Origin of the sequence: Leeuwenhoekiella sp. ZYFB001 (assembly GCF_011784865.1) — a bacterium.
Taxonomy (GTDB): Bacteria; Bacteroidota; Bacteroidia; order Flavobacteriales; family Flavobacteriaceae; genus Leeuwenhoekiella; species Leeuwenhoekiella palythoae.
The window spans coordinates 2,111,231-2,127,188 of record NZ_CP050460.1; the positions used below are offsets into that span (position 1 = coordinate 2,111,231).

Below are 15,958 nucleotides of genomic sequence, written 5' to 3' on the forward strand. Positions count from 1 at the left end.
ATCCGTTGATTTCTAATTTAATTTGAATTTATAGATTCCCGCCGACTCCCTAGCAATCTCTAAGCTGTTTTGCTCCAACTCAAAAGAAGTTTCTTCGAGGTAAATACTGTTTTTGTGCATCACGTCATTATACACCATATCGTTGGCTCCTGTGATCATAAAAGCTGTTCCTTGTGTTGGAATGTCCTCTGTAATAAAGTCAAGCGCCAATTGATACTCCTGATGCGTAGCATTGATAACCGAAAGCGTTAAATAGTTTCCATCTTCGGTTAGCGTGGCCGCAACATCTAAAGGTTCTGGAGCACCCGAAACCGCAACAGGAATAGTACCGAATTCTTTACGATATACTTTTAAAACCAATCCGGTTCCCTCAAGCCAGCTGTCGGTGGGTGTTGTTTTTATCGCTCCGATCACATTTACCGTTTGCGCATAATTGGCCATATAGTACATCTCAGACTGGCGTGAGAATTCATTCAATCCGGCGGCAATTCCTAGAGCATCACGCAAGAAATAACGTGTACCCAACAATCCAAACTCGTGCGGACCGTACCAATAATTCCATTCATCAAGTGCGATCTTAATATCACGATCTGCAATCTCTGGAACCTCCTTACGAGCTCGACGGTGTTCTTCTGCTATTGCTCTAATCGCATCGGGCATTTGCTTAACGTGTGTAAGCAAACCGCCTGCGTGCCAATCCTGACGGTAAAAATGCTCGCTGATGTAAGTCATATTTTCAGCAGTATTTTGATACATCATATCATTCCATTCCCCGGGATAACCCACAGCGATGAGATCTATATCAGGATCTACTGCCCACATTGCTTCGGCTACTTTGTTATGCTTTTTTACATACTCTTTGATTGGCATATGGCCTAATTGCCAGTCGCCAAACATCTCGTTTCCTACCGCCCAAAGTTGAACATCATACGGCTCAGGATGACCATTTGCCGCTCGGCGTTTTCCCATAGGCGTAGTGGCAGCACCGTTAAAGTACTCCACTTCGTTTGCTGCCAATGCTGCATCACCTAAGCCGGTATTCACGGCAATATTGGCTTCAGCATCTAGAATTTTGCAGAGTTGCATAAACTCGTGAATTCCCACATCGTTATATTCTAAGCCATTCCAAGCGCGCTCATATCGTGTAGGACGTGTATCGGGATTCCCAATACCATCTTTCCAATCATAACCCGAAACAAAATTTCCACCGGGCCATCGGTAAATGGGAGAATCTAATTCTTTCAACAACGCGATCACATCCGGGCGAAAACCATCAATATTATCTTCCGGCATTAAGGAAATTGCGGCGAGCGTGACCGTACCCTTTCCTTCAAAAGAGATCTCTAGACTTGCTAAACTTCCTGAATTCTCCCCTGTATGCAATTCAAATTCTTTGGTAACAAATGCTTCCGATTCCGAAATACTGAAACCAACCGTATTTTTAGAATTGAGCGCCTCCAAACCAATACTAACCTCTTTAAAAGGTCCTTTAGTTTTGTAAACAATTCGGCCTACATAATTCGTATTTGGTTTAACAGCGATTGAGTCTTGTTTCAAGAAAATTTGATTCTCATCCAATTTAAAAACTGGCAATGCCTGTTCTGAGAAGCCATTTTTTGCATCTAAAGCTATCGCTGTACTGTCTACTGAAACTTCCCAAGGCGAAGCTGAAGTACCGGGTTTGTGGTAAAATTTACGGTCGGTAAGCATTTCAGCCCAAAGTCCGCCGTAAATAGATTTTCCCATATGTTCAATAAACTGTCCATAGATATATGGCGACATCGGCACTTTTTGCGCTTCCAGATCGATGCTAACTTTAGGTTCAAGGGTTTGCGAGGAAAGTTCTTCAAGCTTAATATCCTTAAAATAAGCCGTTCCGGAAGCAGGCGCATTTTTCCCTAATAGACATTCTATAATAAAACTGTCGTCTCCTTCTGTATTAAATGTCATTTCGACCGGTGTCCAGTCTTTGGTTCCCTTAAAAACAGTATCTGTTTTAGAGGAAAATTTCCCCAAACCAAATCCCGCTCCGGCATTGGATTTTTCAGTCGAAACATCCTCTGTTTTAATAAATCCGCTAACCTTATATTGAGCATAGGGCTTGACATTTACTTTCTTAAAAATACGTCCCGTTTGAAGACTGTCGTGCGTGATCACTAATACTTTAGTATCGGTATCCTTAAAAATACTGTCTGAATAATTCTCTTGATTGCTCCAATACTCTGTTTCCCATCCGGCATCTTTGAATGCAAGATTTTTATCTGGCGATAAGAGCACCGTAGATGGTTGCTTTTCGGTTGGAGCGCAACCAGAAACCAACACAAACAGAATACTTATAAAATTGATTTTATATATAGTGTGAAGCGATTTAGTCGTGAAATTCATACCCGGAAGAAGTCTTAAAATAACAGATAAAAAGTCTGACTAAAATAAATGTAATTAACCAAGACCTTATTTGTTAAAGTTAGCGAAAGATAATAGCATATTAACTGAAATACAGTTTTTACTATACCGTTATAGTTAATCAAGTACTAATACCGATGAAATATCGCCCAAATAAAACGTTTTATGCAGTTCAAGTAGAAGCCAAATGTTAAAGTCTCTTTTTTATGATGAATAAGTAACCTATGTTGATACTATATTACCCCTAAACTTGACATGAATCATTTTTTAATGCCAATTTTATAGCAAGCACAAACAAATAGTCACCCTTACCCCTATGAAAGTTCTTCCTTTTAAAATACCCAAGCCCGGTAAAGAAGCGCTTGTTTACCAAGAAGATCACGAACTCAAATTTTACGACAAACTTCACGAGCACGAGGAGATCCAAATCAGTTATATCGCAAAAGGTTCGGGAAATTTAATTCTTGGTGATACGATTAATGATTATCGAGAAGGCGATATTCTGGTCATTGGCGAACACGTTCCGCACGTATTTAGAAGCGATGATAACGCGATCGATAAATCTGTTATGTACACGCTATTTTTCACTAAGAATTCCTTTGGAAAAGAGTTTTTCAAGCTTACTGAAATGTCAGGAATAGATAGTTTTTTTGATGAAGCCGAATACGGAATGAAGATCGAAACGAATACCGAATCACTCATTAGAAAATTTTCTAAGTTGAAACATCAAAGCCGTATTGAACGCTTGGCTTCATTTCTTCAAATTCTTGATTTGATTCAGCAGTCAGATAAAACTCCACTTTCATCCTTTGTCTACCATAAAAAATACACAGATATCGAAGGGAAACGTATGAGTGACGTGTATCAATACACGCTTGATCATTTTCACGAAAATATTACGCTTGACACCATCGCAGAAATCGCCAATATGACCAAAAACGCGTTCTGTCGTTATTTTAAACGGCGTACCAATAAGACGTTTTTACAGTTTTTGATCGAACTGCGTATCGAGCACGCGTGCAAACTTTTGTACAAAGAAAAAGAGCTTTCTGTAGCCGCCATTTCTGAACTGTGCGGGTTTCAGAACATAGCCAATTTCAACCGAAAGTTTAAAGAATTAAAGCATACTACACCGTCACAATACCGCCTGCACGTAGCTTAAGAGATCTTGAGCAATAGATTAGGATCAGGGCAATTATTCTTATAAAAATCCAGCTTTTTATGCGTGGAAACTCCGGGATAATCGCCTTTAAACTCTTGCATATCCTTTATGATTTGAAAGTGCAAGTGCGGCCCGTAATCGCCATTTTCTTCTGAGGTTCCCAGATGCGCAAAGGTTTGACCCGCCGAGATCTTCTGCCCAACGGTTAAAGCAGATAAGGAGGCCCTAGACAAATGACCATAGAGTGTATAAAAATGGAAATCTTCAAAACGGTGTTCTAAAACAATACACGGACCGTAATCTCCATAGTTTGTGTTGTCTTTAAAACTATGAACGGTACCAGCTACCGGCGCCAAAATCGCTGTTCCGGCGGGAACCCAGACATCTAATCCCAAATGGATGTTGCGCTTAAGTTCTGGATCATCATTATTAAAATAAAGGCTTCGGTCATAAATACTACGCTTTTCTAGATAACCGCCATATGCGACACGCCCACCAGTTTTTGCAAGAAATGTATTGATATAAAGCTGAATCGCTTTTGAAGAACTTGTATCTACTTCCTTTAGGATCTCGTTAGTCGTAGAAAGATCTAAAAATCGGTAATCTGAAGCCGCGTATACCGCATCTACCACCGGTGTGAATTGGGCAGTACATTGTGCGATTCGGTTTAAAAAAAGGCTGTGTTCCATCGCGCCAAAAATACAATTCTCTATGCAGTCTAAAACAAAAAAGTCCGTTCTGGCAGGAACGGACTTTTTACAACAATTAAACTAAAAAACTCAATTAAGGACGATATCACTATACTTAGATGAAATCGCTATAATACTGTCTGTATTTCTTGATTTATAGAAGCCGTTAACCATACTGCTGTTGTAGCCTTCCATAACTTTAGCCTCGATCTTTCTCGGATAATTTAGACGACTGCGCACACCATTAAAATTAAAATGGAAAGGTGTTTCCGGCAGGTTGAGTACTACATCGCTGTTCTCTACACTAATGTTTAAGGTTTTAAAATTCTTACCCAATTTTGGGATTGAAAGTTCGCCAAAGCTTCCCGTAATCACCGCCGCATCTTCGAGTTCGTTGATCACGATACTGCTTGCTCTAGAATCTACATTGATGCTTTTTGCTTTATCAATCACACAGTTCTTAATATAATTTGCGCGTAACGTACCGTAATCCCAAGTAGTCACATCAACCGGACTGTACGCAACGTTGATCAAGGTTTTTTCACCAGAAATAGTATTTGCCATAAAATCTCCGTGCGCGAGCGTTACCCGGGCGTTGGTAGCCTCAGAGATCTTCACGTTACCGTGGCGTACGTTAAGGTCTAGCTGTGCCGCTTTAGGCATATGCACGATAATTTTACGAGAAAATGTGCCTTTAGGCTTTACTGCGATAGCAGCCCCAGAAGGAGCCCCCGAATAGCTATAGGTCATTTGCGTGCTCACATTTCCATTAGCGTCTGTAGTAACCGTTTTTTTAAGACTTCCGCCTTGGGCTTCAGCCATTTGCTCTAATTTCTTTGCAAAGTCATTACTCCAACTTTGCATTGCTTTTTCAACATTTTGCCCTAAAGCCGCCATATCACTCTCAATAGCACGGCCAAAGGTAGCTCCCAAAGCCTCAGTAGAACCGCCCAGCTGCTTACCAAAACGTTCTCCCCAAGCCTTCATATCTGCACTAAACTCATCGCCCCAATCTTCAATGGCACTACGCCACTGATCTACTTGAGAAACACTTACATTGGTTCCGTATTTTTTATTCATCGCGGCAACGTAGGCTTTCTTATCGCGATTAAAAGCAGCGCTGTCAAAACTCATATCTTCTCCGAAAGGTGATTTTGGCATCCCGAGTAGACTGCTTCCGGCAAGACCTTGCCCTGCGGCAACTCGCTTTTTATTATTCTGCTCCCATTTTTTCATTACCACATCAAAATCTTCTCCCAGATTCTGCTCAATCTTGCGCTTATACTGCTCTAAATATTTAGCCCCGTCACGTTTATACGCCTGGTAGTCAAATGAAACAGCATTCATCCCCTTGTAGAATTCTGCAGGAATCTGCATAGATGCAAACTGTTGCAAAACTGGTGAAACATTAGGTTGCTGCATCACCGGCTGAATCATTTGCTGCATAGATGCCGTGATCAAGTCATTGATGCCACGTACTTGAGTATCCCCTAAAGCTATACTGGCCGTCGAAGGCGCACCACTGCTAATGATACGTACAGCTTTACTATTGCCTTGAACGTTAACTTGCCAGCCTTTAAGCAGCTGATTGATCTCTTCTTTACTTAAATCTTCAGACTCAATAACAGCTTCGACTTCAACTTCATTTTTATTCCAATCTTCAAAAACAATGTCAGCGTATTGTGACTCTGTAAGGATGGCCACGTTAGCATTAGTAGCAAAGCGCTCATTGAGCTTGCTGTTTGTAGTTTGTGCGTTTGCCTGCGGAATAAAAACCAAAACCGCCAACAGCTTCGCATAACACTTCATAATCCTCATCATCGATTTATAAGGTATTGGTTTGTATCTCATTATTTTGAGACACTTGTAATTCGTTTAATTTCTCTTTCAATTTGTTCAATAAATCCAATCTAAACTGAAGGTTATCAATCAAAGATTGAATATTGTAATCGTTCACTCCTGTTTCTACCAGATCAGCGTTAAGACGATCATACTCTTGATTCAACTCTTCGAGCTGGCCCATATAAGCATCAACAATGGCTTTGTTATCATCGGTGACGTTAAGTTGTGCCAATTCCATATGAATGGTTGCCAGATAACTATCTTCAATTTGCTTGTACTCTGGAGAGAAGTCGCTCAGCTGCACTTTTACCGGCTGGGTGGTCGCAAGCGAGTTAGCCTCTACGGCTTGCTCAGCCTGAGTGCCGGTACTCAATGGATTGTTTAGCAACAGCCCACTAATTGCGATCAGCACAACCAAAACGGCTGCTATTTTCATCCAGAGATAACCTTCGGCTTTGGCTTTTGCCTCCTTCCCAAAGTGCGCATTCAGACGCGCATTAAATCGCGCTTCGTGCCCTCGTTTAAGCCCCTCATCAGGAATGCTCAAATCATTTTTAAACATTTCTCTAATATCCTGTGCCATGATATTTAGTTTTAAGTTTCTCCTGCAATTTTTTCTTTCCGCGGTGCACCAGCGTACGCGATGCAACCTCAGTTATTTCTAATATTTCTGATATTTCCTGGTGGTCGTATCCCTCTATTAAAAAGAGCATCACCGCATAGCGATACCGCTCTGGTAATTCTTCAATAGCTGCTTTGATTTGATCTAGCGTAATCCCATCATCTACAGACCAGTCATTATGCTCATCTACCGTACCCAATACTTGTTCATTAATGGCGACCAGCTCTAGTTTTTTAGCCTTCAGCATATCAATACTTTTATTGATCACGATACGCTTTAACCAAGCCCCAAAAGTCACCTCTCCGTTGTATTGATGCATTTTAGTAAACGCTTTTACAAAACCTTCCTGCATTGCTTCTTCGGCTTCAAAAGAATTCTTTAAAAACCTAAAAGCAACATAATACATGCCCTCGCTATACTTATTATAAAGTTGCATTTGCGCACGCCGGTCGTTTTGCTTACATCGTTCAAGTATTTCGGTAATTTGCAAAATGGTAAATGGTTAGTTGCTAATTCCTTTTCTAAAGACGAAGTTTTTTCGTCTGCGTTGCAAAGTGCAACATTTTTTTTCGTTTGCTTAAAACTATCTACTAAAACTCAATTACAAGCAAAAAAAAACCCGCTTAAAAAGCGGGTCTCAATCTTTAAAGTAAGTATGAGTTACTCGTCGTCTAACAATAAGTTTAACGTGACATCAATGTTATCCATCGTAGCTCTAGAATATGGGCAAACCTCGTGAGCCTCATTTACTAAAGCCTCACCTTCTTCAACATCCACAGTAGGTAAATAGCAATCAAGCACTACTGCAAGCTGAAACATATCTTCTTCATTCTTACCGATCTTTACCGTAGCAGTCACCGTATAATCGCCAAGATCTACCTTTTTTCCACGTGCTACGTGCGCCAATGCACTACCAAAACACGCCGAATATCCCGCCGCAAACAATTGCTCTGGATTGGTACCTTCTCCACCGGCTCCACCCAGTCCTTTAGGCACACTCAAATCAAGATCGAGAGTTCCGTCATCTGTTGAAACACTACTGTCACGACCACCTGTGGCGGTAGCCTTTGCCTTATATAAAGCTTTCATAATAAAATTTTCGTTGATTAATATTTTGAATATACCAATCCTTTAGAGAGGAATCAACGTGAGATTCTTAAAGATTTCACAAAAATCCGCAAGCCGGATTTTGAGCCAAGATTTTTGAACGGTAAGAGCGGTATCGGTAAGGTTTTCTTTTACCTTTAACAGTTCAGAATAGAAGACTTGAAAACACCTAAGAATAAGCATATTGACCTTATTGCAGCTCAAAAACTGATTAAAAACAGAAAGCGCCCTATTGATCCTCAAGTGTTAAGCGCCGAAATTTTAGCAGGAAATACCATTGCGCTCAGCAGGGCGATCACGCTGATCGAAAGTACAACCTCAGCACATCAGGAAACTGCTCAAGAAGTTCTGGCGGCCTGTCTTCCGCACACAAAAAATGCATTGCGCGTAGGGATCACCGGTGTTCCGGGTGTAGGAAAAAGTACCTTTATAGAAGCGCTAGGAATGCTTGCCATCGCACAAGGAAAAAAAGTTGCTGTTCTTGCCGTAGATCCCAGCAGTTCTATTTCTCAAGGAAGCATCCTAGGCGATAAAACCAGAATGGAACGACTTACGGCTAATGCTAAGGCTTTTATAAGGCCTTCACCGGCAGGTGACGCTTTGGGCGGTGTGGCTCGTAAAACCCGAGAGGCCATAAGCCTTTGTGAAGCGGCAGGCTTTGACCTCATTTTTATTGAAACGGTGGGCGTGGGTCAAAGTGAAACAGCCGTGCATCAAATGACTGATTTTTTCTTACTGCTGAAGCTTGCCGGAGCGGGAGATGAATTGCAAGGTATTAAACGTGGAATTATTGAAATGGCCGATGCGATCGTCATCAACAAGGCAGACGGTACAAATACCACAGCGGCCAAACATGCTAAAACCGAATTTTCAAGAGCGCTTCATTTATACCGACCTAAAGCAAGCGCCTGGCAACCAAAAATCATGTTGTGCAGCGCACTCGAAGAAACAGGCATTGATGAGATCCGGCAGACGCTTCTGGAATTTGAAGCGCACACAAAAGCTAATGGCTTTTTTGAAAGTAATCGTCAAGATCAAAATAAATACTGGTTACAGGCTACTGTTGTGAATGCTTTAAAAGACCGATTTTATAAAGATGAAACGGTTAAACAGCAATTACCGCAACTGTTAGACGCCATAAATGCAGGTGAGGTTTCGGCGTTTCAGGCGGCACAAGAACTCTTGAAAAACTTCAAATAAGTTACCTCTGGCAATTCTATCTATCAGCGATACCTATTAACTACTAACCAAACTTGATCAGGATTTTAAACGTGCATACCGCTTTTCGTTCTTTTGGTATTTTAAAAAGCCTACAACAACACCTAAAACCAAACCGATTACACCAAAAAGTATAAAATCTGTAGTATCAAAAATACCTCCCATAAAATAAGTGATCACTAATTTATAGGTGAGCGCTCCTAAAATAACTTGAAGTGTAACCCCGAGAATAAATTGAAATTTAGCCTCTCGCTTTTCTTTCCAGTCGGTTAAAAATTTTCGGTCTTTAGGATCTAGTCGCATCTCAAATAATTAGTCTACAAATTCTTGACGGTACCATTCTATTTGTTTCTGAAGACCTTCTTTTAAGGTCGTTGAAGGATTGTAATTCAGCAAGCGACGCGCCTTCTCAATATTGGCTTTGGTAAACATCTGATCCCCGCCACGTTTCGGTACAATATCCTTGCGAATTTTAGTATTCAGAAGTTCTTCAACAATCGCAATACCTTCTCCGGTGGTGTGTTCTTGTTCAGTACCCAGATTGATCACTTCGCCGCGCACCACATCTTCTTTTCCGATAACGCTAACTACACCATCAATGATATCATCTACAAACGTAAAACTACGCACGTGATCCTCGCTACCTTCAAACAGCGGAAATTCTTGATGGAAGAAGCCGCAGCCTATTAATTTAGTGTATAACTTTTCTGGACGCTCACGCGGACCGTAAACCGAAAATAAACGCAATGAGCAGGTATTCATTTTTTGCTCTCTGGTTTTAGAGAGTACGATTTGCTCTGCTGCAAGTTTAGTCACGCCATAGAAAGACGCAGGTTCTGGAGCCGCATCTTCGGTCAAGGTCGCTCTTAAACCGTAAATAGACGAAGTAGAAATATTAGCAAACAGTTTAAGACCCTCACATTTTAACGCAAAATCGATCAGGTTTTTAGTCGCCACCAGGTTGTTCATCAAATAATCTTCAAAGCTTGAAGTCGCTGCAATACCGGGCTGTGCGGCAAAGTGAAAGATATAATCAAAATCTGTAGGAAGCTTTTCAAAATCTTTAGGCGTTCTAAGATCTACAATAAGAATTGGGATTCCCGCACACTCCAACGCTTTGGCATTTCGATCTTTTAAATCCGGACTGTAATAAGGAGAGAAATTGTCTATCCCTGTTACTTCGTGATTCATCGCCTGTAAACGTTCGGCGCAATGTGATCCTATAAAACCGGCAGCTCCGGTCACCAATATTTTCATACTAATATGTTTCTTTAAAAATTTTGGCATAGCCAAAACGATGCAGCCACTGCATCAGTAAACCAATGAGGCCGCCAATTATAAATCCGGTGAGTACATCGCCGGGATAATGCACACCTACGTAAATTCGGCTGTATCCTACAAGCAGCGCCCACACGATTAAAAACGGAAAAATCCACTTGAATCTTGAGCGCAAAAGCAAGCCTACAAAAATGGCCAGCGCCATTGTACTTGCTGCATGTGCCGAAAAATACCCGTAGCTTCCGCAGCGTACTGCGATAAAACGCGCCTGTTCCATAATTCCTTCTTGCCCGCAAGGACGCAAACGTTCAAAACCGTGTTTAAAAACATTGGCTAACTGGTCTGTAGCCGTGATCAAAAGGGTAACAGTCACTAGCGTATACAGTGTACCTTTAAGACCGAATTTCTTAAAAATCAAAAACAGTAACAACGCGTACAGCGGAATGCTCGACCATTTATTGGTCAAAAATAACCAGAATGGATCCCAAGTCTCTGACCCCAAATTATTGAGGAAGAGATACAACTCATAATCCAATTCTTTTAATTGATTCATTTAATCTTCTTCGTAGCGTGCTACTTCTCTATCGTAAAAATCAGTTGCCGCTTGAATTAAACCTTCGGCTTCGGTAGCGAGTTCTTCTTCATCATTTTTATCAAAATCCTCCAGCCACTCCACATCGTCAGTTTTAAGGTCAATGATAAACCGCGGAAAATCAGTGTGAATCACAAAGATAGATTCTGGGTAATCAGTGTTATCGCCCAATATAAATTTAGGAAGCTCCATAAATGAAATTTAAGTTTAACGTCTTGATAAAACGGTCGGCAAATTTAGGCATCTCAACTAACATTTAATTTAAAAGCCCGCCGAAAATTGCATTATTCTGAGCAAAGGTAAGTTTCCTAAAGAGAACCGCCTTAAAAGCCCGCACTAGCCCTAAGTTCTCAAAACAGCGACGCCACATTGTTGCAATTTTATACCGTATCTTCGTGCCCAATTCTATAAACCCTCAAGCGCTATGCAGCCCACAACCATTCTCCTATTAATTGCTGGCTATTTTATCACCTTGATGTTGATCTCCTATTTCACCGGAAAAGGTGGCTCTAATGAAGATTTTTTTAAAGCGAGTAAACAATCGCCGTGGTATCTGGTCGCATTTGGGATGATCGGAGCTTCGCTTTCGGGAGTGACGTTTATTTCTGTGCCGGGTTGGGTTGAAGCGTCACAGTTTAGCTACTTTCAGGTGGTTTTAGGTTATACCGTGGGATATGCTGTTATCAGCCTTGTTTTGCTTCCACTCTATTACCGATTGAATCTAACTTCGATCTACACTTATCTTGAAGGGCGTTTTGGTGTCGCTAGTTATAAAACCGGCGCATCCTTTTTTCTACTCAGCCGTGTGGTTGGTGCGAGTTTTAGATTATACCTCGTGGCAAATGTGCTACAACTCTTGGTTTTTGACAGTATGCAAGTTCCGTTTTGGGTAACCGTAACCATCACCATTCTGCTCATTTGGCTGTACACATTTAAGAGCGGTATCAAAACCATTGTATGGACAGACACGCTGCAAACCCTGTTTATGCTTACCGCACTGGGTGTTGCCATCTATTTTGTCTCAACCGATTTAGGCCTTCAGCCCGGTGGGATTTTTAATTTTATTGCGGAAAGTGATCTATCGCAAATGTTCTTTTTTGATAATTGGAAAAGCGAAGATTTCTTCTTTAAGCAGTTCATCAGCGGGGCGTTTATCGCAATTGTGATGACCGGTCTCGATCAAGATATGATGCAAAAAAATCTTACCTGCCGAAGCCTTAAAGACGCTCAGAAAAATATGTTTTGGTTTACGATCGTACTCACCGTGGTGAATTTTGTGTTCCTCGCACTTGGAGTTTTGCTTACCGTTTATGCACAGAAAAATGGGATCGAAGCTTCAAAAGACGATCTTTTCCCATTCATCGCAACAAAAAGCGGATTGGGCTTTGGGATTGCCATCTGTTTTATTTTAGGGTTGATTGCTGCAGCCTATTCGAGCGCAGACAGTGCATTGACTTCGCTCACGACATCTTTCAGTATTGATATTTTAGGGATCGAAAAAAAGTATGATCAGGCGAAGCAGATCGCCATTCGTAAAAAAATACACGTTGCAGCTTCTTTGCTTTTAATCCTTGTGATCATTGGTTTTAAATACCTCATTGCTGATGAAAGCGTGATCGCCAGATTGTTTGTATTTGCAGGCTACACCTACGGGCCTTTATTAGGCTTATATGCTTTCGGATTGTTTACAAAATGGCAAGTCAAAGACAGGCTTGTCCCGGTCGCTGCCGTAGCTTCTCCGATTTTAGGATACATCATCAGTCAGTTGACCTTGACCTACCTTAATTTTGAATTTGGTTTCTTTATCTTGATCTTAAACGGACTCCTAACCTTTTTGGGCTTAGTAGTTATTCGTACTCAAAAGCACTAACGTACACGCAGGATCTACTTCTACATCTGCGGCTTGCAGGAGTTTATAAAACTCCGGATTCTCAGTCCCCGGATTAAAGATCACACGTTTAGGTTGCAATCCTATGATATAGTCGTAATAAGCTTCCTGACGCTGTGCATTGAGATACAGCGTGACCGTATCTATATACTCATATGCTGGCATACCGGTGTCAATGGTTATCCCGGCGACTTCCCCTTCCCTTAAACCGATCGCCACCACAGGTTGGTTATTTTTCACCAATTTATGTATTGCCATATACGAGTAGCGTATAGGTTTTAGAGAGGCGCCAAGCACCAAGGTTTTCTTTGCTTTCATAAATCAAAGTTAAAGGTTTCCCGCAGCTGTAACAATAGCTTTTAAGACTAGTCTATGTAATAGAAGTCGACTTCCAAGTTTGAATCGTTTATAAATTAGTTTTGATGGTTAGTGTTAATTTCTAGCGTTCAAGCTTGATAACCCGAGATTTAGCGGTCTCGGGTTATCTTTTATTCTAGTACATCAAATTTATTCCGCTTACAACCGCTTTAAAATCAATAAACTAGCGTGGCTAAATTAGGGTTTACAGAATAAATGTAACTTTTACTGTAACAGATTTAAAACACGTTCGTCTATTTATAAACCGCTAATCACGGGGTACTTTGTTTCAGCTATTATGCATTACAAAGTATTATGTTTTATCAATCAACAAAATCGAACAGTTATGAAATCTAACCATGGGCTTTTATGCCTACTCTTCACACTATGTACCACGCTGCTTTTTGCTCAGCCAAAACCCAATGAGGTAGTTACCGGCTCTGTAAGTGGTGTTGTACTTGACGCCGACCTAAACCAGCCTATTCCCTACGCTACCGTAATTATTACTTCGGGAGAACAAACGATAACCGGTGGCATCACCAACGACGATGGGGCTTTTGAAATCAACAAAATTCCGGAAGGTATTTACACGCTTAGGGTTCAATTTATAGGGTATGAAGCTTTTGAACGCGATTTAAAAATCGATCGTGACCATCGCAAGCACGATATGGGCAACCTAAATCTTAGCGCTGTTCCGGCAGAATTAGATGCCGTGAACATTGTCGCTGAGCGCACGACGATAGAGCAAAAAATTGACCGTAAAGTGATCAACGTTGGGAAAGATCTGACTACTGCCGGAGCTTCGGCAGCAGATATAATGAACAATATCCCTTCGGTGAATTTAGACCAGCAATCAGGAGCACTTACGCTACGCGGAAACAGCAACGTACAAGTTATGGTTGACGGAAAATTATCTAATATTCCTGCAGATCAATTATTAAAACAGCTTCCGTCTAACTCGATCAAAAAGATCGAATTGATCACCAATCCTTCAGCCAAATACAACCCGGACGGAATGAGCGGGATTATCAATATTGTATTGCACAAAAATGTGAACATTGGCTTTAACGGTGATGTAAGCGCCGGTCTGGCTTATGAGAAAAATCCGCAGTTTAACAGTGGTTTGAATTTGAACTACCGCAACGGTAAATTCAACCTGTATTCTAATTACAGTAACACCATCGCAAAACGTGCCAATTACGGAACGATCTTTCGCGAAGGCGATAATTCGACACAATTTTTTGATATGCTGAATGACCAGAATTCACACCTGCTTAAAGTGGGTCTTGACGTGTATCTTAATGATAAGAACACGCTTTCCGTTTTCACTTCTCAAAATAGTTTTATAGGCACTCCCGGCGGAAATATAAACATTGTTTATGCTGATGATATGACGCGCAATCTGATGCAAGATTTTGGCGCAGATATGGACAATTACTCGCAGCAGTACAACTTTGACTACAAACTTGATTTTGAAAAAGAAGGGCACAACATCGAGTTTGAAGCCGATTACAATACGTTTGACGCAGACGAAGACACCTTCTTCGACTTTACAGGTGCTACGCCTCTACCCGATTACGAAGATTTTGTAGATACCAAGCGCGATCGCACTACCTTGAATTTAGATTATGTCAATCCACTTTCTGAAAGTGAAAAACTTGAAGTTGGCTTACAAGCGATCTTGTTTAACACCGATATTGGCTACAGCAGCACCGGACAATCTTATAACTCAGAGGGCAATCTGGTTCCTACGCCCAACACGCTTTTTGACTACAGTAGGGATATTTATTCGGCATATGTGACTTATGGAAAAAACTACGAGAAGTGGTCGTATCAAGCCGGGGTGCGTGCAGAGCAGGTGAACGTAGCTGCAGATACCAATAGCGTTCGCGCATTTACCAACGACTATTTTGAGTTGTATCCTTCGGCTTATGTAACCTTTAATCCTTCGGAAAAAAATCAGTATCAGGTAAGTTATAGCCGAAGAATTGATCGCCCGGGCGTTGGGCAGGTCAATCCTATTAGAGAATGGAGTTCACCATTGGTAACCGAATACGGAAACGTGAATTTACGTCCGCAGTTTACTAATTCGCTAGAAGCCAATTACACACGTTCTCTGGACAAGGGAAGCATCACCGCCGGTGTATTTTACCGCATCATTGAAGATCAGATCAACCAGGCGGTTTATGTAGATCGCTTCAATCTAGATCGTATGGTATTAACCAACGATAATTTTGATTCAACCACCGCATACGGTTTTGAAGTAAGTGCCAACTATAAACCTACCGAATGGTGGAGCTTGAATGCAAGTTTTGATCTGTTTAGTCAGACGCAGACCGGTATTTCAGAATCCTTAGATCCAGACATTGAGAATCCAACAGCAGCAGATATTATGCTTACGGAACGTGAGGTGACCAATTCTATATTCAACACCCGTATTATCAATAATTTTACGGCTACTCAGCGACTTACCTTTACGGCGTTTGCGATGTTTAGAGGTCCTGCGGAAAGTATTCAGTTTAGAAACAAGTCGATGTTTATGACCAATGTTGGCGCGCGTTATAGCATTTTTGACGGTAAAGGGACCATCAGCTTAAACTACAATGACATTTTTAATACGATGAAAGCGCGCTTTACGGCTGTGAGTCCGTATCGCGTAGAGGGTCAGTTCAACTGGGAAAGCAACACGATATACGTAGGATTTAACTATCGTTTTGGCGATAGTAAGTTCAGAGCGAAGAAACGCAAAAACCGTGATGACAATGAAAAAGACGGCGGTGGATTATTTTAACACAATTTT

Annotated in this window: 15 protein-coding genes; 4 read left to right on the forward strand and 11 right to left on the reverse strand. The window is 41.2% G+C overall.

All coding sequences use genetic code 11. The features are described 5' to 3' along the window. Positions 1-12 precede the first annotated feature (12 nt). On the reverse strand, positions 13-2,385 hold the full coding sequence (locus tag HCN54_RS09205) for an alpha-L-arabinofuranosidase C-terminal domain-containing protein (RefSeq protein ID WP_167597537.1): 2,373 nt from the start codon (positions 2,383-2,385) through the stop codon (positions 13-15). 334 nt (positions 2,386-2,719) lie between these two features. On the opposite strand from HCN54_RS09205, the gene HCN54_RS09210 reads away from it, so the two are divergent. Continuing rightward, a complete protein-coding gene (locus HCN54_RS09210) occupies positions 2,720-3,565 on the forward strand; it encodes an AraC family transcriptional regulator (protein ID WP_167597539.1) in 846 nt (281 codons plus the stop codon). Here the strand turns inward: HCN54_RS09210 and HCN54_RS09215 are convergent. The 5 genes from HCN54_RS09215 to HCN54_RS09235 form a co-directional block, all read right to left on the reverse strand. Next, positions 3,562-4,254, reverse strand: a complete 693-nt coding sequence (locus HCN54_RS09215) for a peptidoglycan DD-metalloendopeptidase family protein (protein WP_167597541.1) — start codon at positions 4,252-4,254, stop codon at positions 3,562-3,564. The genes HCN54_RS09210 and HCN54_RS09215 overlap by 4 nt on opposite strands. Before the next feature lie 90 nt (positions 4,255-4,344). Next, a complete protein-coding gene (locus tag HCN54_RS09220; protein WP_167597542.1) occupies positions 4,345-6,063 on the reverse strand; it encodes a hypothetical protein in 1,719 nt (572 codons plus the stop codon). 16 nt (positions 6,064-6,079) lie between these two features. Continuing rightward, the gene (locus HCN54_RS09225; protein ID WP_167597543.1) at positions 6,080-6,679 is read right to left on the reverse strand and encodes a hypothetical protein; all 600 of its coding nucleotides are present in this window, start codon (positions 6,677-6,679) and stop codon (positions 6,080-6,082) included. Next, entirely contained in the window at positions 6,663-7,154 is a 492-nt protein-coding gene (locus tag HCN54_RS09230) for an RNA polymerase sigma factor (RefSeq protein WP_072980443.1), read from the reverse strand. Before HCN54_RS09230 ends, HCN54_RS09225 begins: the two co-directional genes overlap by 17 nt. A gap of 224 nt (positions 7,155-7,378) precedes the next feature. After that, entirely contained in the window at positions 7,379-7,807 is a 429-nt protein-coding gene (locus HCN54_RS09235) for an organic hydroperoxide resistance protein (protein ID WP_072979803.1), read from the reverse strand. Between the two features lie 177 nt (positions 7,808-7,984). On the opposite strand from HCN54_RS09235, the gene meaB reads away from it, so the two are divergent. After that, complete coding sequence (gene meaB / locus HCN54_RS09240) at positions 7,985-9,025, forward strand: methylmalonyl Co-A mutase-associated GTPase MeaB (protein WP_167597544.1); 1,041 nt, start codon at positions 7,985-7,987, stop codon at positions 9,023-9,025. A 57-nt stretch (positions 9,026-9,082) separates the two neighbouring features. Here meaB and HCN54_RS09245 read toward each other — a convergent pair whose 3' ends face one another. From HCN54_RS09245 to HCN54_RS09260, 4 genes are read right to left on the reverse strand one after another with little or no spacing between them, the layout of a single operon-like run. Then, entirely contained in the window at positions 9,083-9,346 is a 264-nt protein-coding gene (locus HCN54_RS09245) for a hypothetical protein (protein ID WP_167597545.1), read from the reverse strand. Positions 9,347-9,355: 9 nt separating this feature from the next. Beyond that, positions 9,356-10,300, reverse strand: coding sequence for an NAD-dependent epimerase/dehydratase family protein (locus HCN54_RS09250; protein WP_167597546.1), 945 nt, complete (start codon positions 10,298-10,300; stop codon positions 9,356-9,358). A 1-nt stretch (position 10,301) separates the two neighbouring features. Beyond that, positions 10,302-10,874, reverse strand: coding sequence for a phosphatase PAP2 family protein (locus tag HCN54_RS09255; protein ID WP_167597547.1), 573 nt, complete (start codon positions 10,872-10,874; stop codon positions 10,302-10,304). Continuing rightward, entirely contained in the window at positions 10,875-11,105 is a 231-nt protein-coding gene (locus tag HCN54_RS09260; protein WP_072979813.1) for a hypothetical protein, read from the reverse strand. A 232-nt stretch (positions 11,106-11,337) separates the two neighbouring features. On the opposite strand from HCN54_RS09260, the gene HCN54_RS09265 reads away from it, so the two are divergent. Next, positions 11,338-12,783, forward strand: a complete 1,446-nt coding sequence (locus HCN54_RS09265) for a sodium:solute symporter (RefSeq protein ID WP_167597548.1) — start codon at positions 11,338-11,340, stop codon at positions 12,781-12,783. On the opposite strand, the gene HCN54_RS09270 is transcribed toward HCN54_RS09265, so the two are convergent. Further along, complete coding sequence (locus tag HCN54_RS09270) at positions 12,754-13,119, reverse strand: CoA-binding protein (protein ID WP_167597549.1); 366 nt, start codon at positions 13,117-13,119, stop codon at positions 12,754-12,756. The genes HCN54_RS09265 and HCN54_RS09270 overlap by 30 nt on opposite strands. 385 nt (positions 13,120-13,504) lie before the next feature. Between HCN54_RS09270 and HCN54_RS09275 the strand changes: the two genes are divergently transcribed. Further along, positions 13,505-15,949 (forward strand): outer membrane beta-barrel family protein, encoded by a 2,445-nt coding sequence (locus tag HCN54_RS09275; RefSeq protein ID WP_167597550.1) that lies wholly within the window; start codon positions 13,505-13,507, stop codon positions 15,947-15,949. Positions 15,950-15,958 lie beyond the last annotated feature (9 nt).

What these genes read in the sequence shown, in the direction of transcription:
- HCN54_RS09225 (WP_167597543.1), bottom strand. Translation starts at nt 6,679, where the DNA reads ATGGCACAGGATATTAGAGAAATGTTTAAAAATGATTTGAGCATTCCT.
- HCN54_RS09215 (WP_167597541.1), bottom strand. Translation starts at nt 4,254, where the DNA reads ATGGAACACAGCCTTTTTTTAAACCGAATCGCACAATGTACTGCCCAA.
- HCN54_RS09250 (WP_167597546.1), bottom strand. Translation starts at nt 10,300, where the DNA reads ATGAAAATATTGGTGACCGGAGCTGCCGGTTTTATAGGATCACATTGC.
- HCN54_RS09210 (WP_167597539.1), top strand. Translation starts at nt 2,720, where the DNA reads ATGAAAGTTCTTCCTTTTAAAATACCCAAGCCCGGTAAAGAAGCGCTT.
- HCN54_RS09230 (WP_072980443.1), bottom strand. Translation starts at nt 7,154, where the DNA reads ATGCAACTTTATAATAAGTATAGCGAGGGCATGTATTATGTTGCTTTT.
- HCN54_RS09220 (WP_167597542.1), bottom strand. Translation starts at nt 6,063, where the DNA reads ATGAAGTGTTATGCGAAGCTGTTGGCGGTTTTGGTTTTTATTCCGCAG.
- HCN54_RS09255 (WP_167597547.1), bottom strand. Translation starts at nt 10,874, where the DNA reads ATGAATCAATTAAAAGAATTGGATTATGAGTTGTATCTCTTCCTCAAT.
- HCN54_RS09235 (WP_072979803.1), bottom strand. Translation starts at nt 7,807, where the DNA reads ATGAAAGCTTTATATAAGGCAAAGGCTACCGCCACAGGTGGTCGTGAC.
- HCN54_RS09205 (WP_167597537.1), bottom strand. Translation starts at nt 2,385, where the DNA reads ATGAATTTCACGACTAAATCGCTTCACACTATATATAAAATCAATTTT.
- HCN54_RS09245 (WP_167597545.1), bottom strand. Translation starts at nt 9,346, where the DNA reads ATGCGACTAGATCCTAAAGACCGAAAATTTTTAACCGACTGGAAAGAA.
- HCN54_RS09265 (WP_167597548.1), top strand. Translation starts at nt 11,338, where the DNA reads ATGCAGCCCACAACCATTCTCCTATTAATTGCTGGCTATTTTATCACC.
- HCN54_RS09270 (WP_167597549.1), bottom strand. Translation starts at nt 13,119, where the DNA reads ATGAAAGCAAAGAAAACCTTGGTGCTTGGCGCCTCTCTAAAACCTATA.
- HCN54_RS09275 (WP_167597550.1), top strand. Translation starts at nt 13,505, where the DNA reads ATGAAATCTAACCATGGGCTTTTATGCCTACTCTTCACACTATGTACC.
- HCN54_RS09260 (WP_072979813.1), bottom strand. Translation starts at nt 11,105, where the DNA reads ATGGAGCTTCCTAAATTTATATTGGGCGATAACACTGATTACCCAGAA.